The organism is Desulfovibrio sp. X2 (genome assembly GCF_000422205.1).
In the GTDB taxonomy this organism is placed as follows: Bacteria; Desulfobacterota; Desulfovibrionia; order Desulfovibrionales; family Desulfovibrionaceae; genus Alkalidesulfovibrio.
Window position 1 is genome coordinate 297013 of sequence record NZ_ATHV01000065.1, and the last position, 26005, is coordinate 323017.

Genomic DNA, 26005 nt, shown 5'->3' on the forward strand with positions numbered 1-26005 from the left:
TTGAAAGACTAGCGGCCCTTGCCGAACAGGACCACGCCCACGGTGCGCAGGATGATCCTGATGTCGAGCGTGAAAGAGATGTTCTTGATGTAGTAGAGGTCGTAGCGCAGCTTCTCGATGGCGTCCTCGACCGAGGAGCCGTACGGGTAGCAGACCTGGGCCCAGCCGGTGAGGCCCGGCTTCACGTAGTGGCGCTCCGAGTAGTAGGGGATGCGCTCCTTGAGCTTGGCCACGAACTCGGGACGCTCGGGACGCGGGCCCACGAGGCTCATGTCGCCGACCAGGATGTTGTAGAGCTGGGGGATCTCGTCCAGCCGGGACTTGCGCAGAAAGCGGCCGACCTTGGTGATGCGCGGGTCGTCGACCTGGGACCAGACGGCTCCGGTCTTGGCCTCGGCGTCCTGGCGCATGGTCCTGAACTTGTTCAGGGTGAAGGGCCGGTCGCTCTGTCCCACGCGCACCTGGCGGAAGAGGATGGGGCCGGGCGAGTCGAGCTTGATGGCCAGGATGACGAAGGGCACGATGGGCAGCGCGATGACGCAACCGACCAGGGACAGGACGATGTCCGAGAGGCGCTTGAGGCCGCGCAGCACCGAGGTGACCTTGAAGCCGTGGCTGAAGATGAACCAGCTCGGCGTGATGTTCTCGATGAGCAGCTTCTCGGTGACCTGCTCGTAGAAGGACGGGGCGTCCATGACCTCGATGCCCGAGAGCTTGCAGGACAGCATCTCCTGGACCGGGAAGACGCCGCGCCGCTCGGCCAGGGAGACCACGAGCTTGTCGGCCATGAAGTTCTGGGCCACGCGCAGGAAGCGGCCCGCGCGGTTCTCGCAGCCCTCGGCCGCGGCCTCGTCCGGCTTGCCCGGGCAGTCCACGCGGCCCAGGAAGACGTAGCGGCCGCCGCTGGCCGCGATGAGGCTGCCCATCTGCTCGGCCAGGGGACCGTTGCCGACCACAAGGACACGGTCCACCATGCCCGGAATGGCGTGGCGGAACCTGCGGAAGAGGAACTCGCCGATCTTCAGCAGGGCGAAGAAGCCGAGCCCGAGCAGGATCATGCGATGGTCGTCGCGGGTCAGGTTCTGGGCCGAGTCCATGGCGTACATGGTCAGGAGCGAGAGGCCCCCGGCCACGAGGACGCCGAGCAGGGCGTGCAGGAACTTCTCCATGCGCCCCGTGGACAGGATGCCGCCGACGAGCACGGAGGGAAGCACCGCGATGAGCAGGAACCCGCCGGTCTTGCCGTAGAAGACTTCCCTGCCAAGCACGTCGTTGATGGTCGGCGTCAGGGCCGCAACGGCGGCCGCCAGCGCGAGCAGGGCCCACAGGATGTCGTTGGCCAGGGTCTTCAGGATCATGCCTCTCATTGCTTGACCTCCGCATTCTGCTGCAGCGTCTTCATCAGCTGCTGGGCATTGCCCTTTTCGGGGAAATCGTTGGCGGCCACCGCGGTCTGGAGCTGGGCCAGGGCTTCCTGCTTCTTGCCCAGGGCGGCGTTGGCCATGGCCATGTGGTAGATGATCGAGGGATTGTTCGGCTCGATGGCCAGGGCGCGGTCGAGCACCCGCTGCGCCTCGGCCGCGCGGTTGTTGCGCAGGAGCACGTAGCCCAGCGTGTCGATGACGCGCGGGTCGCTGCTCGAGCTGACGAAGGCGGCCATGGCCAGGTTCAGGGCCTGGACCCTGGTCTTCTCCTGCTCCACGTAGAGCATGGCCAGGTTGTTCAGGGCCGGGGTGAAGTCGCGGCGGGACTCGACGGCCATGCGGTAGGCGGCGATGGCCTCGTCCCTCTTGCCGTGCATCTGCAGGATCATGCCCTTGCCGGTCAGGGCCGAGGCGTTCTCCGGATCCCGCTGCAGCACGGCCTCGAAGACGGGCATTGCCTGGTCCGGCTTGCCGGCGCGCTGGAACATCTCGCCCTTGGTGATGAGCACCTCGAGGTTGTCCGGAGAGACCCCGGCGGCCTGGTCGAGGACCTTGGCCGCGCCGTCGATGTCGCCCTGGGCCTCCTTGATGCTCGCCAGCGGCAGATAGGAGCCGGGCTGGTTGGGGCTCATGCTGATGAGCTTCTCCGCGGCCAGCTCGGCCTTGGTGAAGTCCCGCGCCGAGGCCCAGGCCCTGATCTTGGCCAAGGTGCCGGCCCAGGGATTGACGTTCTCGAGCTGGCTGTAGAGCGCCATGGCCTTGTTCGTCTCGCCCTTGGCCATCAGGATGCCCGCCTTGGTCTGCACCAGGTTCAGGTCGTCCGGATGCTTGGTCATGCCCTCGTCGAGCACGGCCATGACTTTGTCGTCCTGCTTCATCTTCTGGTAGTAGCGCGCCAGGATGATATAGGCGCGCGGGTCGCCGGTGGCCTTGGCCTTCTCCAGGTCGGCCAGCACCTCGGCCTGCTTGCCCTGAATGTCGAGCACCGCGGCCTGCCCGATGAGGGCGGCGACGTTGTTCGGATCCTGCGCCAGGGCCTGGTCGTACTCGGCCACGGCCTGGTCGGGCTTGTTGCGCGCCAGCCTGTAGGCGGCGGCGTTGAAGTAGGTCTTCAGGAAGCCGGGGTCGGCCTGCTTGGCCTTGGCGATGTAGTCGTCGCAGGCCGCGAAGTCGCGCTTCTCGACCGCGTCGCGGGCCAGGGCGTTGTAGATCACGGCGTCGGTCTTCGTGCCGGTGAGCCCATCGGACAGGACCTTCTTGGCCTCGGCATCGCGCCCGGTGCGCTGGTAGAGGGCATGCAGCGCCAGCCTGGCGTCGATGGCCGGAGGACCGGCCTCGAGCGCATTCTTCAGATCCTGCTCGCCTTCGGGCTTGCCCATGGCCAGGCGCAGGAGGCCCTTCTTGAGCAGCAGCCCATAGTGCTTCGGCGCGAGAGACGACGCCTTGTCGTATCCGGCCAGGGCCTCATCGGCCTTGCCCTGCATGAGCAGGGCGTCGGCCTGCATGGCGTAGCCGCCCGGGTCCTGGGGGTTCAGGCGTTGCACGGCCTGGGCCTGGGCCAGGGCCTCGGGCGCGCGGCGCTGGCGCAGGAAGATATCGCCCAGAACCATGTGCGCGGGCAGGAAGGAAGGATTGTAGTCGACCACCGTCTGCAACTGGCTCACCGCCAGCTCCAGGCTGCCGGTCTGGTAGTAGCACAGGCCGAGCAGGTAGTAGCTCTCGAGGTCGGGCTGCAGCTGGATGGCCCTCTGGAAGGGCAGGATGGCGTCGTGGTAGTTCTTCTCCTTGTACAGGAGCAGGCCGCGCAGCTTGTAGCCCTCGGCCTTGTTCGGGTAGTCCTTGAGCATGGAGTCGGCCATGGCCTTGACCTTCTCGAGCTCGCCCTTGTCGACGAGGAGAGCGCCCGCCTTGTAGCGTGCCAGGAGATCGTTCGGGTAGAGGCCCGCGATCTTCGTGTAGGTGGCCAGCATCCCCTCGTTGTCGTGGTCGACGGCCTGCAGCTGCGCCAGGGCGTGCAGCGCGGGGTGGTCCTTGGGATCCTTCTTCAGGATGGAGTCCACCTCGGCGCGCGCGGCGGCGAAGTCCTGCATGTCCATGAGCGTCCGAACCAGGCCGAGCTGGGCCGAGATGCGGCCGGGCTCGAGGGCCAGGGACTGCTCCAGGTACTTCCTGGACTGCGCGAAGTCGCGGCGCAGCGCCGCTGAAAAGGCGAGCTGCTCGTAGACCGCCGCGTCCTTGGGATTGTCGGCCTGATACTTCTCGAGGAGCGGGACCGCCTTGTCCGGCTTGTTCTGCAGGTTGGCGATGCGTCCGAGCTCGAGGTTCACCCGCTTGTCATAGGGGTTCAGGAGCAGGACCTTCTGGAACTCCCGCTCGGCCTGGTCGAGCTTCTTCGTCTCGATGTAGGCGAGCCCCAGGTTGAACCTGGCGTCCACGTAGTTGGGGTCTTTCTCGAGGGCGTTCTTGTAATGGATGATGGCGCCGTTGTAGTTCCCTTCCTTGAAGAGGGACTCGCCCTTCGCGTTCAGGGATTCCTTGGTGTTGCTCTGGCAGCCGAGGAGCAGGAGCGCCAGTAGGCAGGACAGGATGATGGCGAGCTTCTTTTGCAAGTATTCCCCCCGGTGCCGGCTCCCGGATCGGACCCTATTTCCGTTCCGGGAGGTTTCATGCTGCGCCGGGCCGTCGCTTCCGGCCCATCGCCTTGTCGTTGTGTTCGTCGAGTCCGTCTTTCCCGGTTCCGCCGAGGGAAGGAGGCAGAGCCATCCGCCGTCCCGCCTCGCCTTTTTCGTCCTTCCGGCTTCGTTCCGGAGGCCTTGTCGCGAAACCCGGCGCCTGAAGACGCCGTATGGATCATCCCTCCTTGAGCGAAGACTGTGCCACTCCGGGAAAATAGCTGAATATTCGTTTGATTATGGCATGTTGTATTGAAATCGAGGACCGGGACGGAGCCAGAAAACCCCGTCCGCGCATCCGGTTTTTTCGGACAGGTCCGGGATAGGCATACTCCGCGAAAAATCCTGACCGTCGCGGCGAATTGCAAAAAACGGATTTGATTTCAGGCGATTGAGCGTATAAACGCATACAGGGACAGCGAAGCGGCTTCGAGAAGGCGCCGCCGGGAGGCCGGTTTCGGGCCGTTTCGGCCGAGTTCGCGGCTTGCACGGTTCTTGTAAGTCCGGGTCCGCCATCCGCTCAACACACGAACGCAAGGGGAACACATCGACATGGACAAGATTCGGACGGCCGTGCAGCGCAAATTTCCCGACCGCCCCGGACGGTGGCTGGTGACCGGCGCGGCCGGCTTCATCGGCTCGAACCTCGTCGAGGGGCTGCTCAAGCTGGATCAGGAAGTGGTCGGCCTGGACAACTTCTCCACCGGACACCAGGAGAACCTGGACGAGGTGCAGGGCCTGGTGGAGCCCGGGCAGTGGGCGCGCTTCAATATGATACGCGGCGACATCCGCGAGCCCGGGGACTGCGCCGCCGCGCTCGAGGGCGTGGACTGCGTGCTGCACCAGGCCGCGCTCGGCAGCGTGCCGCGCTCCATCGAGGACCCGGCCATGACCAACGCGAACAACGTGGACGGCTTCCTGAACATGCTCGTGGCCTCGCGCGAGGCCGGGGTGAAGAGCTTCGTCTACGCGGCCTCGAGCTCGACCTACGGCGACCATCCGGGCCTGCCCAAGGTCGAGGACAAGATCGGCAGCCCGCTCTCCCCCTACGCCGTGACCAAGCTGGTCAACGAGCTCTACGCCGACGTCTTCGGCAAGTGCTACGGCTTTCTGAGCGTCGGCCTTCGCTACTTCAACATCTTCGGCCCCCGCCAGGATCCGGAGGGCGCCTACGCCGCGGTCATCCCGCGCTGGTTCGCGGCGCTGCTCTCCGGCACCCAGCCCATGATCTTCGGCGACGGCCTGACCAGCCGCGACTTCTGCTTCGTGGACAACGCGGTGCAGGCCAACATCATGGCCGCCTGCTGCGAGGCGCCCGAGGCCAGGGGACAGGTCTACAACGTGGCCTTCGGTGAACGCACCTCGCTCAACGAGCTCTTCGTCATGATCCGCGACCTCGTGGGCAAGGTCAGGCCCGAGGCGCTGTCCGTGGACGCCGAATACCGCTCCGAACGCCCGGGCGACGTGCGCCACTCCCTGGCGGACATCGGCAAGGCCCGCTCGCTGCTCGGCTACGAGCCCGTCTACTCGGTGCGCGACGGCCTGCACATGGCGGCGGAGTGGTACATCCGCTCGCTCGGCTAAGGCCGCGCCCAAGCAGGGCCGCGCTTCGCTGACGGAACTTGACGCAACCCGACCCGATCCGACCTGTTTTGCCCGGTTTTGCCGGGTTTCAAGCCGCCCCGGCCCCGCCTGGGCGGCTTCGTTTTGCCACCAAGCGACTCTCCGCTCCCCTCTCCCTGCCCCTCAGAAAACACGGTTTCTCTCTCCATCCATTCGATATGACTTGAATTGCCCTTTACAGAAATCGGCCGATGAATCCCCAGGATCTGTCGCATCCCCTTACACGGTTGCCACCGACAATCAAAAAAAGCGTACGATTAAAGACTGATAGAAAAGGGAACACCACCTGCACAAGAAAGCGCGACAGGCAGCCTGAACACACCCGTCACTTTCTTTTGAGGAGGAAAACCATGAACCGCATCATCAAGCTTCTGCCTTTCAGCATCGCGGCCCTGCTGCTCCTGGCCGGGAGCGCGTTCGCCTACCCCATACTCGGCAGCGGGACCAACCTGATCGAGTTCAAGGCGTGGGAGAACGTGACCAACCTGGCCGAAGACAACACCATCCAGGTCGGCACCATCTTCTACGGCGTCGCCCGGGCCCAGGCCATCTCCAACGAGGGCACGGTGGTCTGGAACTCAGACGACGTGGGCCCGACCTACGACACCCTGACCGCCTACTTCGTCTATGAAGTGGTCGGCATCGACACCGCCACCAACACCCTCATCTTCGGCGTGTCCTCCTACGATCCCAACGGCGTCCTCTCCGCGGCGGACCTGGCCGCGGGCGTGGTCCTGCAGTGGTACGCCGACGACGGCACCACCCTCGACCTGTCCAGCGTGGTCGACGGCGTCAGCACCGCCACGGACGGCACCCTGTGGGCCTCCATGTCCATCACGGACGGTTACTGGTGGAGCAACGCCTCCATCGACCCGACCGGCCTCGAGGGCTTCATCGGCACCTCCTACTTCGGCATCAACCTGGTGGACGGCGCGCTCACGGGCCTCGTGGACGTCAACGATCCCATCGAGACCCTCTACGACCTGGACGTGAGCATGTACGGACAGGCCAAGATCTACACCAACTCCGACGAGTTCCCCTCGGTCTGGGCCTACGTGGCCGACGACCCCGCGGTCATCGCCACGCCCGAGCCCGTCAGCCTGATCCTTCTGGGCGCAGGCATGCTCGGCCTGGCCTGCACCCGCGGCCGCCGCATGCCCTCGGCCGCCTAGAGCCCGAAAAAGACGACCAGGCGTTCCCCCCTATACGAGAGGGGAGGAGAGAGAAATCTCTCCTCCCCTCTTTGTTTTCGCGCTGTTCCCGACTTCCGTCCGGCCCACGCCCGCGCCCGGCAACGGCCGCCTCGCGTCCCCCGCTGCCGCCTCCGAAACATCCAGCCCTTGTGCCCGACCTCGCCCCCAGGCCGCATCCCGGGCCCTTTCAGGGGAAGGCGCGGGGGCTTGGGAGTCCCCCGATCCGGCTCCTCTCCCGGCAGCGCCGCGGGCGCCCGGGAAGGAAAGCGGGGACCGCCCTCCGTACACTCGAGGCGCACGGAGGGCGGACGGCATGAAGATCCGTCCGACCGCCCCGCAAGACCGGCAAAGTGTTCGGAGCTTTTTACAGACCTTTCAGAATTTCTTACAGCTGCCCCTTGAAAAAGCCCTCCTCGATTCAAAATAACACATGATTACAAAACTTTACAAAATGGCACGCCACCTGCACATGGAAGGGAGAACGGCAACTGGTCCCCACCCTTTCATTGAGGAGGAATAGTATGAACCGCCTTATCAAGCTTCTTCCCATCAGCGTCATGGCTCTTCTGCTCCTGGCGAGCAGCGCCTTCGCTCTCCCGATCTTCGGCCCCGGGTACAACTTCATCAGCTTCAACGACTACGAGAACCGCATTCCCAACACCCCCGGCTCGAACCAGATCAGCGCCGGCGACATCTTCTACGGCGTCGCCACGTTCACCAACGTGGATTGGGCCTCGACCAGCAACACCAGCCAGGACTGGGTCCCCACCCTGAACTCGCAGTACGTCCAGGCGTACTTCTACACAGAGGTGGAGTCCGTGACCCCGACCTCCGGCGGTAACGGCCACATCGTCTTCAAGACCCCGACCGCGGCCGATCCCAACGGCGTGTTCACCGCGGCCGACCTCGCCAGCGGCGTGGTCCTGAAGTGGTTCGAGTCCAGCACGCCCATCGACTTCTCCAGCACGCTGGCCAACAACATCGCCTCCTCCGTCGACGGCGACCTGCTGATGTCCCTGTCCATCCAGAAGGGCTACTGGTACAGCGATGCCCTGGTGACCGTGCCCACCGCCCCCAACACCTTCCTCGGCACCTCCTTCTACGGTCTGAACCTGGTCGGCGGCTCCATGACCGACCTTTCCCTGATCAACGACCCGCTGGAGAGCCTCGAGAACCTCGACGTGAACTTCTACGGCCAGGCCAAGATCTTCACGAGCGATCCGTCCAACAACACCGGCAAGCTCTGGCAGTTCTACAGCTCCGACCCCGCGGTCATCGCCACTCCGGAACCCGTCAGCCTGATCCTCATGGGCGCCGGTCTCCTGGGCATCGGTGGTCTCCGCCGCCGCCAGAACAAGGCCGCCTAACGAAGATCCCAGAGTTCCCCCCCCTATAAGGAGGAGGGAGGAGAGAGAGATCTCTCCTCCCTCCTCTCTTTTCATGCGCTTCAGGAAATGCAGCAGAAGGGGAGAGTGCCCCCTTGAGGCGTGCGCAGACGACAAAGGCCCGGCCGCTTGCGCGGGCCGGGCCTCGTCCGTTCGGGTGCCGTTCGGGTGCCGTTCGGGCGGCTAGCCCAGGAAGGCGTCCGGATCCTTGCGGAAGGTGCCGAAGCGCACGGGCTTGCCGTAGCCCACGCGAAAGAGCATGACCTGCCCCTCGCGGCCGAAGTCCGCGGCCGGGAACAGGGCGTCGTACTCGCTCCAGAGCTCGGAGAGCAACGCCTGGTGGGGTGCGGAAAAGGCCTCGGGCCCTTCGAGGTCCCAGCGCAGGCGGAAGAGGGTCACGGCGGTCATGGGCTGCATGGCGAGCCCCACGCGCGTGAGGCGCAGCCAGCAGCGCTCGAGCGCCCGCCCGCCCGCCGCGAAGTCCCGCGCCGCGAGCCCGGGGGCCGTGAGCAGGCAGCAGGCGCCGCTGTGCAGGATGCCCTTTCTGGCGTGCGCGGCCACCACCTTGCCCATGCCGAGCGCGTTGGCCGCGCGCATGACCGGCCAGGGTCGGGTCAGGCGCAGGAACATCTCGCCCGCGGCCCCGCCGTAGAGGTTCTTCAGCGGCAGGCCGTCGCGCGTCTGCTCCGCCTCCTCGCGGGAGAAGCGCACCATCTTCACGAAGTGCTCGTGCAGTCCGCGGTGCTCGGTCCTGATCCTGTCGGCCTTGAAGACCACGTCGGCCAGCCGGGTGAGCGCGTCCTTGCCCTCCACGAAGTGCAGGCGGCAACCGGGCACGGACTCCACCTCGCGCGCGAGCCGGGCGCGGATGCCCGGGGAAAGGGGCCTGGCGGAGAAGTCCATGCGGTTGGTGCAGCGCGACCACACGGCCGGGGCCAGGAAATCCTCCCGCCCGCCGTCCGAAAACCGGACCACGGCCACGCCGCCGTCGGCCTCCGGCTCGGGCAGCACCTCCACCGAGGCAGCGAGCCCCAGGTCCGGCGCGGCCACGGCCATGTTCTCGGCCGCCGCGCCGCAAGCGATGAGCGTGGCGATCTGGCGCACGTTGAAGAACGAGGTGTCTGCCTCGGCCGCCATGCGCACGCGCATTCCGCCCGGGACGGGCGTGAAGCGCCAGGGCTGGACGTTGTCGCCCGACGGCGCGGCCGCGCCCGCTGCCGCGAGATAGCGCACGCCCGCGGGGGAGAGGTCCGCCGCCGTGAAGGGCCCCTTGGGCGTGTCGGGCGCCTCGTGGCCGATGCGCTTGCGCCTGGCCAGGAGGAGCTTGCCCGCCAGGGCCAGCTTGAGGCGCTGCAGGGGGTTCCTGTTGCCGCCGCGAAGCCGCCCCTTGCACAGCTGCCCCCGGTAGGCGTCGTACTGCAGGTAGCCGGGCGTGGGGCGAAGCCCGGGACGGCCGAGCACGATGCGCGCCGCCTCCATGCTCGCGGCCGCGGCGCAGAGCTGGCAGGCGATGTAGGACGAGGGCCCGGCCCGGCCCTTGAGGTCGACCTTGGTCGAGTCCACGTAGCGGAAATGGACCCCGCGCGGGGAGAGCCCCATGGCGAAGCGCAGGTAGCACTGCTCCATGGGCAGGCCGTCCTGCACGTCGAAGTACTCGTCGAAGGACATGGAGTCCGGCGTGAAGACGAGCAGCGCGGTGCTGAAGCCGAGCGGTCCCGCGGTGATCACGGGCACGCCGAGCTCCCGGGCGCGCATGAACAGGCGGCGGCGGATGTCGAACTCGAAGAAGTCCAGGCTGTCCACGACCACGTCCGCGTCCGCCAGGAAGGCGTCCAGGTTGGCCTCGGTCACGCCTTCGGGGAAAGGCTCGATCTCCACGAAGGGGTTGATCGAGGCCGCGGTCTCGGACATGACCTCGAGCTTCGGGCGGCCGCGCGTGGCCACCGAGGCCCCGAACTGGCGATTGATGTTGACCAGCTCGAAGGAGTCCGGGTCCGCCAGACGGAACCTGCGGAAGCCGCAGCGCACGAGAGAGATGAGGTGCAGCCCCCCCACGCCGCCGAGGCCGGGGATGACCACCCGGGCCTCGGAGATGCGGTCCTGCTCCTCGATGGAGTAGAGTCCCAGGTTGCGGGCGAAGGCCTCGTCCTGGAATCGGGTCGGATCGTCGATCCCTATTTCATGGAGCTTTTTCGCGTAATCGTGGATCGTCATGCGGGCATCCGCGCATGGCCGGTGCTCATGGGTCCCCCTCAGTGGATGAACGACGGGACGTACAGGGCCTTGTTGTACTTCTTCTCGATGTAGTCGATCTGCCGATTGTTCAACTTATCGAGCACATCGGGCTTGTGCAAGAGAAGATAGCGCGCGGCGTCGTAGTCCAGGAGCTGGTTGCGCTCCACGTCCAGGGAGGAGATGTCCGGATCCACGGCGCTGTAGTTCATCTTCAGGAAGAATGAGTACAGGTCGGTCTCGAAATCCGCGTCTCCGTAGACCGATTTCAGCCGCTCCTGGTACTCGTCGAAGTTCACCCGCATGGCCACGGCGGGCGCGCCGACGGATTCGTAGAACTTCTCCTCGCCCAGGATCTCGCAAAGCATGATATCGCTGTAGAAGCGCACATGCTTCGGGTTGACCATGAGGCAGAGGTCGCTGGCGCCGGTGAAGATGGCGTAATTGATGATGGTCTTGTACAGGTACATGACCACGTTCCTGCCCCGCTTGCTGCGCTCCGTGGCCAGCGAGCCGATCTCCACGACCTTCCTTCCCTGCTCGCGCAACCCGTCCAGTTCCTGCTTGAAAAGCGAATCCATGGGCAGCCCGAAGAGCTCGGTGTCCGGGGTGTAGGAGATGGTGGAGATGACGTCCAGATAGGACTTGAAGATGAAGACGCAGGTCTTGGGCAGGAAGTTGTATACGCTGTAGAGCAGACCGTCCGGATGCGGCGCCTGTATGTACCCCTGTTCCATGTACTCCGCATAGATGAGCCTGAAGGACTGCAGAAGCTCGTCCAGCGTCTCGGCTATCTTGATGCTCGGCCTGTCCAGGTCGTCGAGCTTCGCCGCGGTCAGGGCCGAGCGTCTGATACGGATGGTTCGTCTGCGTTCGATTGATCGTTCCAGCATGGCGTTCCCCTTCCCTTAGGAAAATACGATGAGCGGAGCGGAGGGTGCTTCGTGCCCGGCCGCCGATGGTCGGCGCAGCGAGGTGGGCTCCGTCCGTCCTTTTCGGAAACTACTCTGCCGTTGAAGCGAGAAATGTGCCATCCTTGACCTGTTTATGGTGAAAATCTGTCGTCCGGGAAAATTGGATTATGCTTCCGGGACTTAGAGCAATCGGACTCCCGCGTAGATGATGCCCGCGACCATTCCGACGTTGAGGGCGAGGATCCAGCGGGTGCCCGTCTTGTGGATTTTGTACAGGGAGACGGCGATGGACAGGACGGCCACCAGGACCACGACCCCCCATCCCATGGGCAGGCCGCACCACTCCAGGAAGCGCTTGCAGACCCAGACCTTCAGGTAGCCGAGAAGCAGGCCGTGGGCGAACGACACGGCTCCGAGCCTGCTGAGCGCCTCGTCCACGGTCTGCGTGAGCTGGCTCAGGGCCATGGCGGCCACCACAAACAAGGCCTCGGTCATCTTCGCCCCCCGCCGTTCGTTTCGTCGCGTCCCTTCGCGCCCCCTGCACGGCTGGCGTGCAAGGTACGGTCCATTTTTCCTGGATCATGGAAGGATGGCGGATTATCTGGCACGGCCTTTGCTCAATTTGAACGGGATTCCAAGGAGGGGATTATGAAAAAATGCTTCTACGCTCTCGCGGTTCTGGCAGCGGTGCTCCTGGCGACAGGTGCGTACGCCACAACGGTCGTGTCCTTCACGGACACCTACGTGACCTGGCCCGGCTACAGCTCGTCGATCTCCAAGGACGTGAACGGGATTCCCGATCTCCTGGGTGGCAGCTTCACCTTCGACAACCACACCCTGGTGGGCATCTCGCTCGAGTACACCGTGTCCACCACGTCGGGCTGGAGCAGCCTGAAACCGGGCGACTGGTTCTTCGACATCAACAACGACAACGTCTGGGACTACGTCCTGCACAGCAGCAACAGCCGGAGCGCGGGCAGCTGGATGGCCTACGAGGTCGCCATTCCGCTGACTGACGGCAATCCTTACAACAATAACAACTACTGGGGCACGGACTACATCTTCTCCAGCGGCTCCGGCACCCGCCAGGGCCAGCCGGTGGAGGCGAGGATATCCGGGAGCGACAGCAAGCTCGGCTGGGTCGACTACTCGGGTTTCACCAAGCCCGTATGGAACTCCGCCACGCACTCCTATTCCATCGAGACCGCCTACTGGGATCTCTCCGGCATCGAGAAGCCCATCGTCTTCGACGCCGAGGGCGGCTATTTCGGCTACGGCTTCACCATGACCTGCGCCAACGACGTGATCTACGGGCACGGCCCCCTGCCTGCCCCGGAGCCGGGAACCCTGCTCCTGCTGCTGGGCGGCCTGCCCGCGGTGGCCGCGTACAGGCGCATGCGCGCAGCGTAAAGCCGAGGCTTCCCGTGCAGCGCGGCCCCGTCGACTCGTTCCCGAATCGGCGGGGCCGCTCGCTGCAAGGGGAGTCCGAACGGGCTTTTCCGGTCCGGATCGCGGGAAAGTGTAAAGTATCGCCACACCAAAGTCGGCGGACTTTACATTCACGCCTCCCGGACAAGGCTTTGGGGACGACAATCCGGTTCAACCGGACAGAAGGTCGGACGACAGGCCGGACGGAATCCGGGACCGACCTTCGGGCTGAGCGGTAACGGCCGCAGCGGCTGCCCGACTTCCAGGAAGCGACGAGGACACGCATGGCGACGCGAAATCCTGAACAGGACAGCGAGGCGCGGGAACAGATCCGCGTGCTCGTCGACTCGCTCGGCGCGCTGCCGTCGCCGCCTCCCGTGGCCGCCAAGATACTCTCCTCGGTCTCCACGGACAGCGAGCTGCGGGAAATCGCCGCGCTCATCGCCGCCGATCCCTCCCTGGCCCTCAAGGTCATGCGCCTGGCCAACTCGCCCGCCTACGTCCGGATGCGCAAGGCCGAGACCCTGGAGCAGGCCATCTTCGTCCTCGGCGTGGGCACGCTGCGCGGCCTGGTCCTGGGCGCCTTCATCCGCGACACGCTCCTGCGCGACATGAAGGCCGACGACCCCTTCATGCTCTCGTTCTGGAAGCACTCCCTGGCCTGCGCGGTCACGGCCCAGCTGCTGGCGGAGAAGCTCTCGCCCGCGGTCAGGGACGAGGCCTTCCTGGCCGGGCTGGTGCACGACTGCGGCAAGATCGCCCTGCTCCACCTGAAGCCCGCGGCCTACGAGCAGCTCATCGGCTCGGCCCGAGGCCGGGGGGTGGCGTACCACGTACTCGAGCGCGAGCGCTTCGGCGCGGACCACACCCTGGTGGGCAAGTGGCTGCTCGAGAAGTGGGAGCTTCCCGGCCGCCTCGTGGACAGCGCCTGGCTCCACCACCATTCCCCCGAGGCGCTGGGCCCGGACTTTTCGCCGCGCTCGCCCCTGGCCTTCGTCATGCTCGCGGACCTCGTCGCGCGCTCCATCATGGCCGACGCCACCGTGCCCGGACTCGCCGAGCGCATCGAGCGGCTCGCCGCCGCCCTGGAGGTGCCGCCCGGCATCCTGGACGAAGTGCAGCGCTCGGTGGCCGAACGCTACGCCGCGCGCGCCGAGGTCTTCGACCTCGACGGCGACGCCGGAAGCTTCTACTACGAGGCGCTCACGCGCGCCCAGGCCACGCTCTCCGAGACGAGCCTCTCCCTGGCCGCCGAGCGCGACGAGCTCAGGCGCGCCCAGCGCATCCTGAAGGCCGCCGGGGTGCTCGGGCCGCGGCTCGCCTCCGCCGCCACGCGCGAGCAGGTGGCGGGCATCGTGGCGCAGTGCTTCGCCGAGATATTTCCCTCCTCCGAGGGAGCGCTGTTCCTCGACGCGCAAAGCGGGGCGCAGAACGGGACGCAGGGCGCGGGGCGGCAGGCCGGCGCCTGGGGCCGCGGCCGCTTCGCCCAGCTCGCGCCGCACGGCGGCAGCCTCACCCTGCCCTCCTTCTGCAGCCAGGAGCTCGCGGCGGCCCTGGCGCGCCGGGAGGAGCCGCCCACGGGACCCGCCCCGCTGCCGGGCATCGACCATTTCGCCGCGGTGCTCCATTTCGCGGGAACCATCTACGGCAGGCTCATACTACGCCAGTCCGGAGGCCAGGCGGGCGGACGCCAGCCCCTCCTGCACAAGCGCGAGCAGTGGGGCCTGGCCCGCATCTCGGAGTTGGTGGCGGCCACCCTGAACCGCATCGAGACCTTCGATCGCGTTCGTCGGCGCTCCGAGGACTTCTCCCAGACCCTGCGCACCCTGGACCAGGTCAAGGAGCGCGGCATGCAGACCGCGCGGCTGGCCTCGGTGGCCAGGCTCGCGGCCGGCGCGGCGCGGGAGATCAACAATCCCTTGTCCGTGATGTCCGCGCGCACCCAGATCCTGGAGCGCCAGGAGGAAGACCCCAAGAAGAAGCGGGGTCTGCGCCAGGTCCTGGAGCAGATAGACCGCATCACCGGCGTGCTGCAGAGCCTCATGGATTTCGCGCGGCCCGCGCCGCCGCGCCTGGAGACGGTGGACGTCAACCGCCTGGTCGCCGCGTGCGGAGAAATCCTCTCCAAGAAGCTGACCGGCGCCGGAATCGCCTTCTCCACGGACCTGGCCGACGACCTGCCGACCATCGCGGCCGACACGAAACAGATGCAGACGCTGCTCGTGAACCTCCTGGTCAACGCCCAGCACGGTCTGGAAGAAAAGGGCGGCGGGGAGCTCCTGGTGACCACGGCGCCCGAGGCCATGGGCCGCGAGGTGCTGATCACGGTGCGCGACACCGGCGCGGGCATCGCGGAAAACGCCCTGGCGCACGTCTTCGACCCCTTCTTCACCACGCGCCACGCGGCCAAGGCGCCCGGCCTCGGCCTGTCCATCTGCCACGGCATCGTGCGCAGCCACGGCGGAGCCATCGACGTCAGCAGCCGCGAGGGCGAATGGACCGAGGTCCGGGTGCTGCTGCCCGTGTCCCCGCCCACGCGCGAGGACGGAGGGCGCCTCGCCCGCATGCCCGTGGTCGTGGCGCGCTTCAAGGACGTGCTCGTGGCCGATCCCGAGCCGCGCGTGCGCGAGCTCCTGGTCGAGGCGCTGGAGCAGGCGGGCCACTCGGTGGACGTGGCCGACACGGGCCCGGCCGCGGTCTCGCTGCTGGCCGAATGCCGCTACCAGCTCGCCGTCGTGGACGCTGCCATGCCCGCCGCGGGCGAGGTCCCCCTGCTGCGCGCAGTGCGCGCCGCCGCCCCGGAAATGCCCGTGGTGGCCCTGACCAGCCTCTCCGATCCGGACTCCATCGAGCAGGCCATGCGCCTGGGCGCGCTCAAGTGCGTGCGCAAGCCCTTCAAGGTCCAGGGCCTCCTGCACCACCTGAAGGGCCTGCTCGCCGAACACGCCACCTCCTAGCAGCCCGCCCTGAAGCGGCGATCCGCCGCGTCAGCGAAAAAATCCAGACCGCTTGTGTATGCGCAATACACTGCGCATCCTGGATTTTTTCACTTCCTTGCATCTCACCGCTTCGGGACTGGCTGCGATTTCGTTTTTCGACTGCCGCTCCGACTCCCCGCAAGGGGTTATCCCACCTCTCCCGCTTGCGGCACGCTCGGAGAACGAACACGGCCCGCCTGGGCGTGGACAGCCGAAAAGGAAAATTTAAAAAGCACGGCTTGTCGCGTGCGGACACCCGATTCACCCAGGGCGCTCAAAAGGCGTCGGATGCAAGGAACAAGGAAAGGCCAAGCCCGACGCGTATTCCGCATACGCGAGGGTTTGGCCTTTCCGCAGTGACGCCGCAGATGGCGCCTTTTCAGCGCCCTGACCAGGGAGGGCTCCTCGCCCTCCCTGGACCCTCCCCGCAAGGGGTAACCCCTTGACCTCTCCCGCTTGCGGCACGCCCAGGAAACGGACACGGGCCGCCTGGGCGTGGACAGCCGAAAAGGAAAATTTAAAAAACACGGCTTGTCGCGTGCGGACACCTGATTCGCCCAGGGCGCTCAAAAGGCGTCGGATGCAAGGAACAAGAAAAGGCCAAGCCCGACGCGTATTCCGCATACGCGAGGGTTTGGCCTTTCCGCAGTGACGCCGCAGACGGCGCCTTTTCAGCGCCCTGACCAGGGAGGGCTCCTCGCCCTCCCTGGACCCTCCCCGCAAGGGGTAACCCCTTGACCTCTCCCGCTTGCGGCCCGCCCAGGAAACGGACACGGGCCGCCTGGGCGTGGACAGCCGAAAAGGAAAATTTAAAAAGCACGGCTTGTCGCGTGCGGACACCCGATTCACCCAGGGCGCTCAAAAGGCGTCGGATGCAAGGAACAAGGAAAGGCCAAGCCCGACGCGTATTTCGCATACGCGAGGGTTTGGCCTTTCCGCAGTGACGCCGCAGACGGCGCCTTTTCAACGCTCTGACCAGGGAGGGTCCTCGCCCTCCCTGGACCCTCCCCGCAAGGGGTAACCCCTTGACCTCTCCCGCTTGCGGCCCGCCCAGGAAACGGACACGGGCTGCCTGGACGTGGGAAGCCGGAGATGAAAATTGAAATTGAAAAGGTGTCGCGTGCGGACACCTGATTCACCCAGGGCGCTCAAAAGGTGTCGGATGCAAGGAACAAGGAAAGGCCAAGCCCGACGCGTATTCCGCATACGCGAGGGTTTGGCCTTTCCGCAGTGACGCCGCAGACGGCGCCTTTTCAGCGCCCTGGATGGCTACTCGACGGTGACGCTCTTGGCGAGATTGCGCGGCTGGTCCACGTCCTTGCCCAGGTAGTCCGCGATCTCGTAGGCGAAGAGCTGCACGGCCGGGAGCACGGTGAAGGCGCCGAGCGGCCCCCAGACCTGGGGCAGGTACCACGGGTGGTCCACCTCGAGGCCAGGGCCCGCGTTGGTCAGGGCGATGATCTTGCCGCCGCGCGCCTTGACCTCGATGAGGTTGCTCTTGACCTTGCTGAAGAGGTCGTCCGCGAGGGCGATGGCGAAGGTGGGGAAGCGCGGGTCGATGAGCGCGATGGGACCGTGCTTCATCTCGCCCGCGGCATAGCCTTCCGCGTGGATGTAGCTGATCTCCTTGAGCTTCAGCGCGCCTTCCATGGCCAGCGGGCAGTAGGGGCCGCGGCCGAGGTAGAGGAAGTTGTCCGCGCTCGAGTAGCTCCGGGCCAGATGGCGCGCGGTGTCGCGCATGGCGGGCAGGCTCTGCTCCAGCACCCCGGCGATCTCCTGGATGCCGGACACCGCGGCCGCGCGGTCCTCGTCCGAAAGCAGCCCCTTGCGCTCGGCGTAGGACAGGCCGAGCAGGAAGAGCATGACCATCTGCGAGCACATGGCCTTGGTGGAGGCCACGCTGATCTCCGGTCCGGCCTGGGTGTAGAGCACGTGGTCCGACTCGCGCGCCACGCTCGAGCCGACCACGTTGCACAGCCCGATGACCGGGATGCCGTGCTCGCGCGCCAGGCGCAGCCCCGCCAGGGTGTCCGCGGTCTCGCCGGACTGGGAGATGGCCATGACCTGGTCGCCCTCTGCGAGGATCGGGTCGGCGTAGCGGAACTCCGAGGCGATGGCCACGTCCACGGGCACGCGGGCCATCTTCTCGATGATGTACTTGCCCCACATGCCCGCGTAGGACGACGTGCCGCAGGCCACGATGACCAGGCGCTTCGGCACGGGCAGCCCGTCGATCTCGGGCAGCTTCACGGTCTTCTTCTGCTGGTCGATGCGGCCGGTCAGGCAGTCGCGCACGACCTTCGGCTGCTCCATGATCTCCTTGAGCATGAAGTGCTTGAAGCCGCCCTTCTGCGCGGCCTGCACGTCCCACGTGATGGTCTGGGACTTCTTCTCCTTGGCCTGCAGCGTGGCCGCGTCCATGACCTTCCAGGAGTTGGCGTCGATGACCACCATCTCGCCGTCGTCGAGGAAGACCACCTCGCGCGTGTAGGGCAGGAAGGCGGGCACGTCAGAGGCAAGGAAATTCTCGCCCGTGCCCAGCCCCAGCACCAGCGGGCTCTGCTTGCGCGCGGCCCAGAGCCTGCCCGGGTGGGCGTTGGAGATGAGCACCACGGCGTAGGCGCCCTCGGCGCGCGAAAGCGCCTTGGACAGCGCCTCCTCCACGGAACCGCTCTCCTTCATGCACTCGCCCACGAGCTTCACCAGGACCTCGGAGTCGGTCTCGGAATAGAAGGAGATGCCCTTTTGCAGCATCTCCTGCTTGAGCTCGGTGTAGTTCTCGATGATGCCGTTGTGGACCATGGCCAGCTCGCCGGACTGGTCCAGGTGCGGGTGGGCGTTCGGCCGGTTGGGCACGCCGTGCGTGGCCCAGCGGGTGTGCGCCAGAGCGGCGGTGGCGTTCATGAAGTTGCCCGCCTCCTCCAGCGCCTCTTCCAGGGCCGCTATCTTGCCCTTCTCCTTGATGACCACGAGGCCGCCGTCGAGCTTGAAGGCCACTCCGGCCGAGTCGTAGCCCCGGTATTCGAGCCGCCGCAGCCCCTCGAGGCTGACGGGCACGGCAGGACGATGACCCGCGTAGCCGATGATGCCGCACATATGCATTCCCCCGGTTGTGTGAAGAACGATCAGCAGCCCTCTAACAAGACTCGTGCCAGCCTGTTTCGTCAATTATTCCGGCGTAGTGACAAAAATGAAGTGCAGCAGAAACGCCACAGTGTCTTGAAAAAACGGACGCGCGCGGCGCGAAAGGCGGACAGGGAAGAAAGGCCTGCCGGGCGGGCGGTTCAGGCCCAGGCTGCGAGCAGGGCCTCGTCCGCGCCGAAACGGCCCACGACCTGAAGGCCCAGCGGCAGACCGGACGGCCCTTCGGTCAGCGGCACGGTCAAGGCGGGCAGGCCCGCGTGCGACCACGGGAGATTCATGGCCGGACTGCCCGTGGAGGAGAGGCCCATGTCCGCCTCGCCGAGCGTGGCCGGGCAGACGAAGGCGTCGATTCCATGCTCGTCCATGAGGCCGTGCAGCCGTTCGCGCAACTCGCGGCACGAAGCCCGGGACCGCTCCATCTCCGCCTCGGAGACGCAAAGCCCCCGCTCGATGATCGCCGCGGTGCGAGGCCGGTAGAGGCGCTGGTAGCGGGTGAAGCAGGCCGCCTGCTCGCGCGCGACCTCCCCGGCCATGAGCGTCTCGTGGCGCACGGTGATCTCCGCGATGTCCTCGAGGCACGGCACCTCCACGACCTCGAAGGGCACGGCGGGCAGGCCGCGCCCCCCGGACCGGCCCGAATCGCGCGCGAGCTCCGCGAGCAGCCGCCCGAGACAGGCGACGGCCGCCTGCTCCAGGTAGGGGCCCACGGGCAGTCCCAGGCGCAGCTTCCGCGGGGCGGGGACGGGGCGCCACTCGGGGTCCAGGGCGGCCATGGCCCGGGCGGCCTCGGCCGCCGTGGCGCAGAAGATGCCCACCTGGTCCAGGCTGCGCGCGAAGTAGACCACGCCCTCGGCGGGCAGGCGGCCGAACGAGGGCTTGAAGCCCGCGATGCCGCAGTAGGAGGCCGGGCGGATGACCGAGCCCGCGGTCTGCGTGCCCAGGGCCAGCGGGAAGAAGCCCGCGGCCACCCCGGCTGCCGAGCCGCTGCTCGAGCCGCCGGGCGTGCGCTCGGGGTCGTGCGGGTTGCAGGTGGCGGCGGGCTCGAAATAGGCCAGCTCCGTGGTCGCGGTGCGGCCCATGATGATGGCCCCGGCCTGGCGCAGCCGCGTGACCGCCTCGGCCTCCGGGCCGAAGAAGACGTCGGGCGGCAGGAGCGAGCCGCAGCGGATGGCCTCGCCCTGCTGCCGGAAGATGTCCTTCACGCCCACGGGCACGCCGAAGAGCGGCGGGCGCACGTCCGGGTCCGGGAAGCGGTCGAGGAGCGCGCGCGCCTGGGCCATGACCTTCTCGCGCACCGGGCTGCCGGGCTCGAAGACGTGCAGCACATGGTCCAGCCCGCGGATGCGCTCGAAGAGCTTGTCGAGGAGGGAGAGAAGCTCGGCGCGGTCGGCGCGCACGAAGCGCTCGAGGGCCGGCGGCGCGGCCACGAGGGGTGGACGGACGGGGTTGTCGGTCACGGTCTGGCTCCTGCTCGCGGTTGGCGTGGCAGGGGAACAATGGCCCGCAGCGCGCCCGATGTCCAGAGGGACACGGCTTTATAAAGGGGAGGCTTGCGCCGCGCCCGCGCATAGGGCATCCCCTCCCTGTCGGCGGCCGTCCGGGCCCGCCGCGCCAAGGAGGATTTGATGGCCGGACTCGTGGCCCTGGGCGGCCTGGCCGCCCTGTTCTTCAGCAGCACCTTCGTCCTCAACCGGGTCATGAGCCTGGCCGGGGGGCACTGGTTCTGGTCGGCGGGCCTGCGCTACGCCTTCATGATCCTCCTGCTCTGCGTCCTCTTCCCGGCCACGGGCCAGACCCGGCTGCTGCGCGCGGCCTTCGCCGAGTGGCGCCGCAACCTCGGCTTCTGGAGCCTGGCGGGCGGCATCGGCTTCGGCGTCTTCTACAGCCTGCTCTGCTACAGCGCGGCCTACGCGCCCGGCTGGATCGTGGCCACCACCTGGCAGGCCACCATCCTGGCCACGCCCGTTGTCCTGCTCCTCTTCGGCAAGCCCGTGCCCGGCAAGGGGCTCATCTGCGTGGCGCTCATCTTCTGCGGCATCCTCATGGTCAACCTGGAGCACGCCGCGTCCGTTCCCTTCGCGGACCTCCTGGCCGGGGCCTGCCCCGTGCTGGTCGCCGCGCTGGCCTATCCGCTGGGCAACCAGATGGTCTGGGAGGCGCGCCACGGCAAGGCCGCGGGCAGGCGCGACATGGACCACGAGGTGCTCGACAGCAGCTTCGGGCGCGTCCTCCTGCTCTCCCTGGGCAGCCTGCCCTTCTGGCTCGTGCTGGGCGCCCTGGTGCGGCCGCCCCTGCCCCCGATGGGGCAGGTCGCCGACACCTTCCTCGTGGCGCTCCTCTCCGGCGTGGCCGCCACCTCGCTCTTCCTCGCCGCCCGCCACCGCGCCCGCACGTCCTTCGAGATCGCGGCCGTGGACGCCACCCAGTCGGCCGAGGTGCTCTTCACCCTGCTCGGCGAGGTCCTCCTGCTCGGCGCGCCCTGGCCCGGGGGCCTCGGGCTGTGCGGCATCGCCCTGGCCCTGCTCGGCCTCGCCCTCTCCCTGCGCGCCCGCGAGAAGACCGCCTGAGTCGGCGGGGATTCCGGCCTTCCGCGCTCCTTGCCTTGCGCCCGGGAGCGGGGCATCATCGCCCGTCCGTTCCGTCGCGGTCCCGCGCGGCGGCCCACGCAAAGGAGGAGCCATGTTCATCGTTTCCCTGCACTACACCGTCGCCATCGAGGAGATCGACAAGCACCTGCCCGCCCATGCCGTCTTCCTCAAGGAGAACTTCGCGAACGGCAACTTCCTGCTCTCCGGCCGCAAGGTGCCCCGCACGGGCGGCGTGATCCTGGCCACCATGGACGACGAGGAGGCCCTGTGGGCCGTGCTGCACAAGGATCCCTTCATGGTCCACGGCGTGGCCGAATACGCCCTTACCCGCTTCACCCCGAGCCTGGGTCGCCCGGAGGCCGCCCCCTTCCTGGAAGTCAGGCCCTGAGCGCCCGGGAGGCCGCGGGGCCTCCCTCCTCCCGTCTCGTGTGAAGGGGAGGCGCGAGAGAGGGGGCGAGCGGGCGCGCAGGGGCGTTCCTTTCCGGCGCTTCCGTTTTCCCGTTGCCCCCGCAGATACCCAGTGCTAGTATCGGGTACATTACCCGGCGGCATCCGCCGTCCGGGAAACACCCTGACCGCACGATGAGGATCGCATGAAAAAGACCCTCGCCCACCTCAAGGCCTTCGGCCCTGCCTCCGCCCTCGCCTGCCTCGCGCTCCTGGCCCTGCTGCTCGCCGCGGCGGCCCCGGTCCTGGCCGCGTCCGAGCCCGCCAAGGAGAACGAGCGCACCACGCTGGGCAAGTACGTGGACGCCAGGGAGGCCTACGCCATGTACAAGGCCGCCCCGGACAAGGTCGCCGTCATCGACGTGCGCACGCCCGAGGAATACGTCTTCGTGGGCCACGCGGACATGGCCTACAACATGCCGTCCATGTTCTTCTCCACCGAGTTCAACGCCGAGAAGAAATCCTACAAGATGGTCCCCAATCCCGGCTTCGTCGAACTGGTCAAGAAGCACTTCAAGCCCGGCGACACCCTGCTGCTCATGTGCCGCAGCGGCAGCCGCAGCGCCGCGGCCGTGAACGAGCTGGCCAAGGCGGGCTTCACCGACGCCTATTCCGTGGTCGACGGCTTCGAGGGCGAGATGGTCAAGGACAAGGCCAGCCCGGACTTCGGCAAGCGCACGGTCAACGGCTGGAAGAACGCCAATCCCTGGACCTACTCCCTGGATCCGGCCCTGGTCTTCAAGCCCTAGCCCCGCTTCGTGACGACCGGGCCGGAAGCCCCCGGCCCGGTCTCTTTTTCCGCCGCTTTTCTCCCCGTTTCCCCTTGACCCGTCTACGGCTTCACGGTGTTCCCTGCCTCCTTCCACACCACAGGAGGAGACCATGAGCACTCAGTCCACGCATCATGAGAATCGTCCCCAGGCCCCCCGCCCGGCCGCATCCCGGCGCGCGGTGCGCACCCATGACCACCTGGCCCCGGCCGCTCCCGAGCGTGTCTTTCCCCTGCTCTGCCCCATCCGGGAGTACGAGTGGATCCCCGGCTGGTCCTGCGACCTGCTCTTCAGCCGCTCCGGAGTCGCGGAACGGGATTGCGTTTTCAGCACGAATTTCCCACAAGAGGGGCCTGAGACGTGGCTCGCCACCCGGCACGAGCCGCCCCGCCTCGTGGAATTCGTGCGCATGGGGCCGGAGAGGGTGATGCGCTACGTCCTCGCCCTCGCCCCGGAGAACGGCTCGACCCGGCTCACGATCACCCAGACCGTGACCTACCTGGACCGGGAGGTCGCGGAAAGGCGCTGCGCCCTGGAGGACGAGGAGTTCGGGCGCAGGATGGCGCGGCTCATGCGCCTGCTCGACCACTGGCTGGTCCACGGGGAGGCCCTGGCGGACGCCCCGGCCGGGACCGGAGGCGAAGGGGCCGAGACGCAGCACGGCAAGGAGGGCTGATGTCCCTGACCGTCGGCAGGCTGGCGAAACGCCACGGCCTTTCGCGCAGCACCCTGCTCTACTACGACGCAATCGGCCTGCTGCGCCCCTCGGGGCGCAGCCAGGGCGACTACCGTCTCTACGACGCCGCCGACGAGGCGCGCCTGGCAGCCGTCTGCCGATACCGCCGGGCCGGGCTCTCTCTCGCGGCCATCGCGGCCATCCTGGACGGCCCCTCGGACCGGCGGCCGACGGTCCTCGAAAGCCGCCTCGACACCCTGGAGGCCGAGATCGCGACGCTCGTGGAGCAGCGCCGCCTCGTGCTGCGCCTGCTCGGACGAAGCGAGGAACTGGCCGCCGCGCCCATGGACCGCGCACGGTGGGTCGCCCTGTTGCGCAAGAGCGGCTTCTCCGAAGAGGACATGAGCGCCTGGCACGCCGCCTTTGAACACGACGACCCCGAGGGACACCAGGCCTTCCTCGAATTCCTGCGCATACCGGAGCACCAGATCGCGGCCATCCGCGCCCGCGCCAGGGAAGCTTCCCTTGCCTCCCCGGCCGAAAATCCGCGTCCGGCCTCTCCTGATGCCGCAACCTGACGCGACCGGGCCGGAGACCTCTGGCCCGGCCCCCTCTCCCACCTCCGCTCCCCGTGTCCGGCCTTCTCCGGCCGCCGTTCCGCAGCCCGCGCCGCCCTTTCCGCCGAGCGGAACGGCATCCCGGACAAATAACGTAATACACTGCAATCACATATCATATAGTTATTTTATATCACGCAACATGTTATCTCGCGGCTGGATCACTTTTCCAAAACACGCCATCTCATGGCGTGTTTTTTCAAAAACCTTGCAGGGCAAGCATTGACAGGCCCACGCCCTTGGTGGGAAAGTGTCTACCAGGTTTCCGAAGCCAGATTGGGCACTTGTAGCGGCATCCTCTAAGGAGCGGAGCGGAGGCGGTTGTTGAATGGCGACGCGTAAGAACGTGATGATCGTCGAGGACGAGGCCATCACTGCCATGTACCTGCAGAAGGAAATTTCGGGCATGGGCCTGAACGTCTGCTGCGTCGCTGACACCGGCCGCAAGGCCATCGACTACGCCAGCAGCAACCAGGTCGACGTCATCCTCATGGACATCCGCCTCAAGGACAACATCGACGGCATCAACGCCGCCATGATCATCAACAACAACATCCCGGTCATCTTCCACACCGCCTTCGCCGACGAGGAGACCATGGCCCGCGCCAGCCAGACCCGCCCCGTGGCCATTCTCGAGAAGCCCGCCTCCCTCGCCCAGATCCGCGAATCCATCTCCCGCGCTCTGAAAAAGAACTGATCCCTCCGGCCCGCGCGCCGCGCCCGGCATGCGGCCGCACCTTGCGGCCCGGCAACAGCCGTGCTAGACCCCTGCCCGACACCGATTGGGGTGCGTCGCATGGGCGGCGCTGAGAGCATACCCATCGAACCTGACGCGGTTTGCACCGCCGTAGGGAACTCGGGAGTCCACCAGCCAGGGCCGCCGTACGCGCGGCCGCCACGCCGGTCCCCCGCTTCCCGTCCCGGACCGGCCCTCATCGACCATGACGAGCGCCCGTCCGGGCGGAGCTCCTCCCCCGCGTCGCACGGAGGATCCATCATGATCGACGAGAACATCGTCACCAAGGCCATCGCCACCCGCTTCTTCCACAAGTTCCTCGACAGCGTCGAGCTCGACGTCGCCATCGTCGGCGCCGGGCCGTCCGGCCTCACCTGCGCCTGGCGCCTGGCGGCGCAGGGCTTCAAGGTCGCCGTGTTCGAGCGCAAGCTGTCGCTGGGCGGCGGCATGTGGGGAGGCGGCATGACCTGGAACGAGATCGTGGTCCAGGAAGAGTCGCGCCACGTCCTGGACGAGGCCGGAGTGCCCGTCTTCGAGTTCGCCCCCGGCTACTTCACCGCCGACGCCGTGGCCGCGTCCGTCACCCTGGCCTCCAAGGCCTGCCTGGCGGGCGCCCGCATCTTCAACTGCATGAGCGTCGAGGACGTCTGCATGCGCGGCGAGGGCGAAGACGTCCGCGTCACCGGCATCGTCGTCAACTCCTCGCCCGTGGAGATGGCGGGCCTGCACGTCGATCCCTTGGCCCTGTCCTGCACCTACCTCATCGAGGCCACCGGGCACGCCATGGAGGTCCTGCACACCCTGACCCGCAAGAACGGCGTGCGCCTGAAGACCCCCACCGGCGAGGTCATGGGCGAACGCTCCATGTGGGCCGACACCGCCGAACGCACCACCCCGGAGAACACCCGCGAGGTCTTCCCCGGCGTCTGGGTCGCCGGCATGGCCGCCAACGCCTGCTTCGGCGGCTACCGCATGGGACCCGTCTTCGGCGGCATGCTCCTCTCCGGCGAAAAGGCCGCCCGCGAGATCGCCGCCAAGCTGCGCGGCTAGATTCGCGCGCGTCGAATCGCCTCCGGCGGGCAGGGAGGGGGCTGCGCGCCCCCTAGATCGGAAGAGCGGGTCAGCAGGAATGCCGAGACCGGGAGCTAATCTCGTATGCCGTCTTCTGCTTGCAAAAA

Annotated in this window: 19 protein-coding genes and 1 riboswitch; of the genes, 12 read left to right on the top strand and 7 right to left on the bottom strand. The window is 67.1% G+C overall.

Annotated features, from left to right (window positions below):
• Positions 1-8: 8 nt before the first annotated feature.
• Both DSX2_RS16905 and prsT read right to left on the bottom strand, forming a co-directional pair.
• On the bottom strand, positions 9-1367 hold the full coding sequence (locus DSX2_RS16905; protein WP_020882218.1) for a TIGR03013 family XrtA/PEP-CTERM system glycosyltransferase: 1359 nt from the start codon (positions 1365-1367) through the stop codon (positions 9-11).
• A complete protein-coding gene (gene prsT, locus DSX2_RS16910) occupies positions 1364-4033 on the bottom strand; it encodes an XrtA/PEP-CTERM system TPR-repeat protein PrsT (RefSeq protein ID WP_020882219.1) in 2670 nt (889 codons plus the stop codon). The genes DSX2_RS16905 and prsT overlap by 4 nt, the downstream gene beginning before the upstream one ends.
• A gap of 615 nt (positions 4034-4648) precedes the next feature.
• Between prsT and DSX2_RS16915 the strand changes: the two genes are divergently transcribed.
• The 3 genes from DSX2_RS16915 to DSX2_RS16925 all read left to right on the top strand — a co-directional run bounded on the left by DSX2_RS16915 (position 4649) and on the right by DSX2_RS16925 (position 8279).
• Positions 4649-5680, top strand: a complete 1032-nt coding sequence (locus tag DSX2_RS16915; RefSeq protein ID WP_020882220.1) for an SDR family oxidoreductase — start codon at positions 4649-4651, stop codon at positions 5678-5680.
• Positions 5681-6069: 389 nt separating this feature from the next.
• Positions 6070-6891, top strand: a complete 822-nt coding sequence (locus tag DSX2_RS18665; protein ID WP_020882221.1) for a PEP-CTERM sorting domain-containing protein — start codon at positions 6070-6072, stop codon at positions 6889-6891.
• Between the two features lie 542 nt (positions 6892-7433).
• Positions 7434-8279 carry a PEP-CTERM sorting domain-containing protein gene (locus DSX2_RS16925; RefSeq protein WP_020882222.1) on the top strand — a complete coding sequence of 282 codons (846 nt, stop codon included), beginning with the start codon at positions 7434-7436 and terminating at the stop codon, positions 8277-8279.
• Positions 8280-8480: 201 nt separating this feature from the next.
• Here the strand turns inward: DSX2_RS16925 and DSX2_RS16930 are convergent, their stop codons facing one another.
• From DSX2_RS16930 to DSX2_RS16940, 3 genes are all read right to left on the bottom strand, one after another.
• Entirely contained in the window at positions 8481-10511 is a 2031-nt protein-coding gene (locus DSX2_RS16930; RefSeq protein WP_020882223.1) for a ThiF family adenylyltransferase, read from the bottom strand.
• Positions 10512-10549: 38 nt separating this feature from the next.
• A complete protein-coding gene (locus tag DSX2_RS16935; protein WP_020882224.1) occupies positions 10550-11422 on the bottom strand; it encodes a hypothetical protein in 873 nt (290 codons plus the stop codon).
• A gap of 201 nt (positions 11423-11623) precedes the next feature.
• Positions 11624-11938, bottom strand: a complete 315-nt coding sequence (locus tag DSX2_RS16940; RefSeq protein WP_020882225.1) for a hypothetical protein — start codon at positions 11936-11938, stop codon at positions 11624-11626.
• A 153-nt stretch (positions 11939-12091) separates the two neighbouring features.
• Here DSX2_RS16940 and DSX2_RS16945 point away from each other — a divergent pair, with 153 nt between their 5' ends.
• Both DSX2_RS16945 and DSX2_RS16950 read left to right on the top strand, forming a co-directional pair.
• Positions 12092-12853: a PEP-CTERM sorting domain-containing protein gene (locus DSX2_RS16945; RefSeq protein ID WP_020882226.1), complete on the top strand. Its 762-nt coding sequence runs from the start codon at positions 12092-12094 to the stop codon at positions 12851-12853.
• A 302-nt stretch (positions 12854-13155) separates the two neighbouring features.
• Positions 13156-15828, top strand: a complete 2673-nt coding sequence (locus DSX2_RS16950) for an HDOD domain-containing protein (protein WP_020882227.1) — start codon at positions 13156-13158, stop codon at positions 15826-15828.
• 1290 nt (positions 15829-17118) lie between these two features.
• Here the strand turns inward: DSX2_RS16950 and glmS are convergent.
• Both glmS and DSX2_RS16960 read right to left on the bottom strand, forming a co-directional pair.
• Positions 17119-18945: a glutamine--fructose-6-phosphate transaminase (isomerizing) gene (gene glmS / locus DSX2_RS16955; protein ID WP_020882228.1), complete on the bottom strand. Its 1827-nt coding sequence runs from the start codon at positions 18943-18945 to the stop codon at positions 17119-17121.
• Positions 18946-19133: 188 nt separating this feature from the next.
• Complete coding sequence (locus tag DSX2_RS16960; RefSeq protein ID WP_020882229.1) at positions 19134-20450, bottom strand: amidase; 1317 nt, start codon at positions 20448-20450, stop codon at positions 19134-19136.
• 168 nt (positions 20451-20618) lie between these two features.
• Between DSX2_RS16960 and DSX2_RS16965 the strand changes: the two genes are divergently transcribed.
• The 7 genes from DSX2_RS16965 (at position 20619) to DSX2_RS16995 (ending at position 25877) form a co-directional block, all read left to right on the top strand.
• Entirely contained in the window at positions 20619-21560 is a 942-nt protein-coding gene (locus DSX2_RS16965; protein ID WP_020882230.1) for a multidrug resistance efflux transporter family protein, read from the top strand.
• A gap of 112 nt (positions 21561-21672) precedes the next feature.
• Complete coding sequence (locus tag DSX2_RS16970) at positions 21673-21969, top strand: YciI family protein (protein WP_020882231.1); 297 nt, start codon at positions 21673-21675, stop codon at positions 21967-21969.
• 205 nt (positions 21970-22174) lie between these two features.
• A complete protein-coding gene (locus tag DSX2_RS16975; RefSeq protein WP_020882232.1) occupies positions 22175-22777 on the top strand; it encodes a rhodanese-like domain-containing protein in 603 nt (200 codons plus the stop codon).
• A 133-nt stretch (positions 22778-22910) separates the two neighbouring features.
• Positions 22911-23474, top strand: a complete 564-nt coding sequence (locus DSX2_RS16980) for a hypothetical protein (RefSeq protein WP_020882233.1) — start codon at positions 22911-22913, stop codon at positions 23472-23474.
• Complete coding sequence (locus DSX2_RS16985; protein WP_020882234.1) at positions 23474-24052, top strand: MerR family transcriptional regulator; 579 nt, start codon at positions 23474-23476, stop codon at positions 24050-24052. Before DSX2_RS16980 ends, DSX2_RS16985 begins: the two co-directional genes overlap by 1 nt.
• A 367-nt stretch (positions 24053-24419) precedes the next feature.
• The gene (locus DSX2_RS16990; RefSeq protein WP_020882235.1) at positions 24420-24788 is read left to right on the top strand and encodes a response regulator; all 369 of its coding nucleotides are present in this window, start codon (positions 24420-24422) and stop codon (positions 24786-24788) included.
• Positions 24789-24864: 76 nt separating this feature from the next.
• Positions 24865-24963: riboswitch (TPP riboswitch) on the top strand.
• 122 nt (positions 24964-25085) lie between these two features.
• Positions 25086-25877, top strand: coding sequence for a sulfide-dependent adenosine diphosphate thiazole synthase (locus tag DSX2_RS16995; protein ID WP_035043348.1), 792 nt, complete (start codon positions 25086-25088; stop codon positions 25875-25877).
• Positions 25878-26005: the final 128 nt, after the last annotated feature.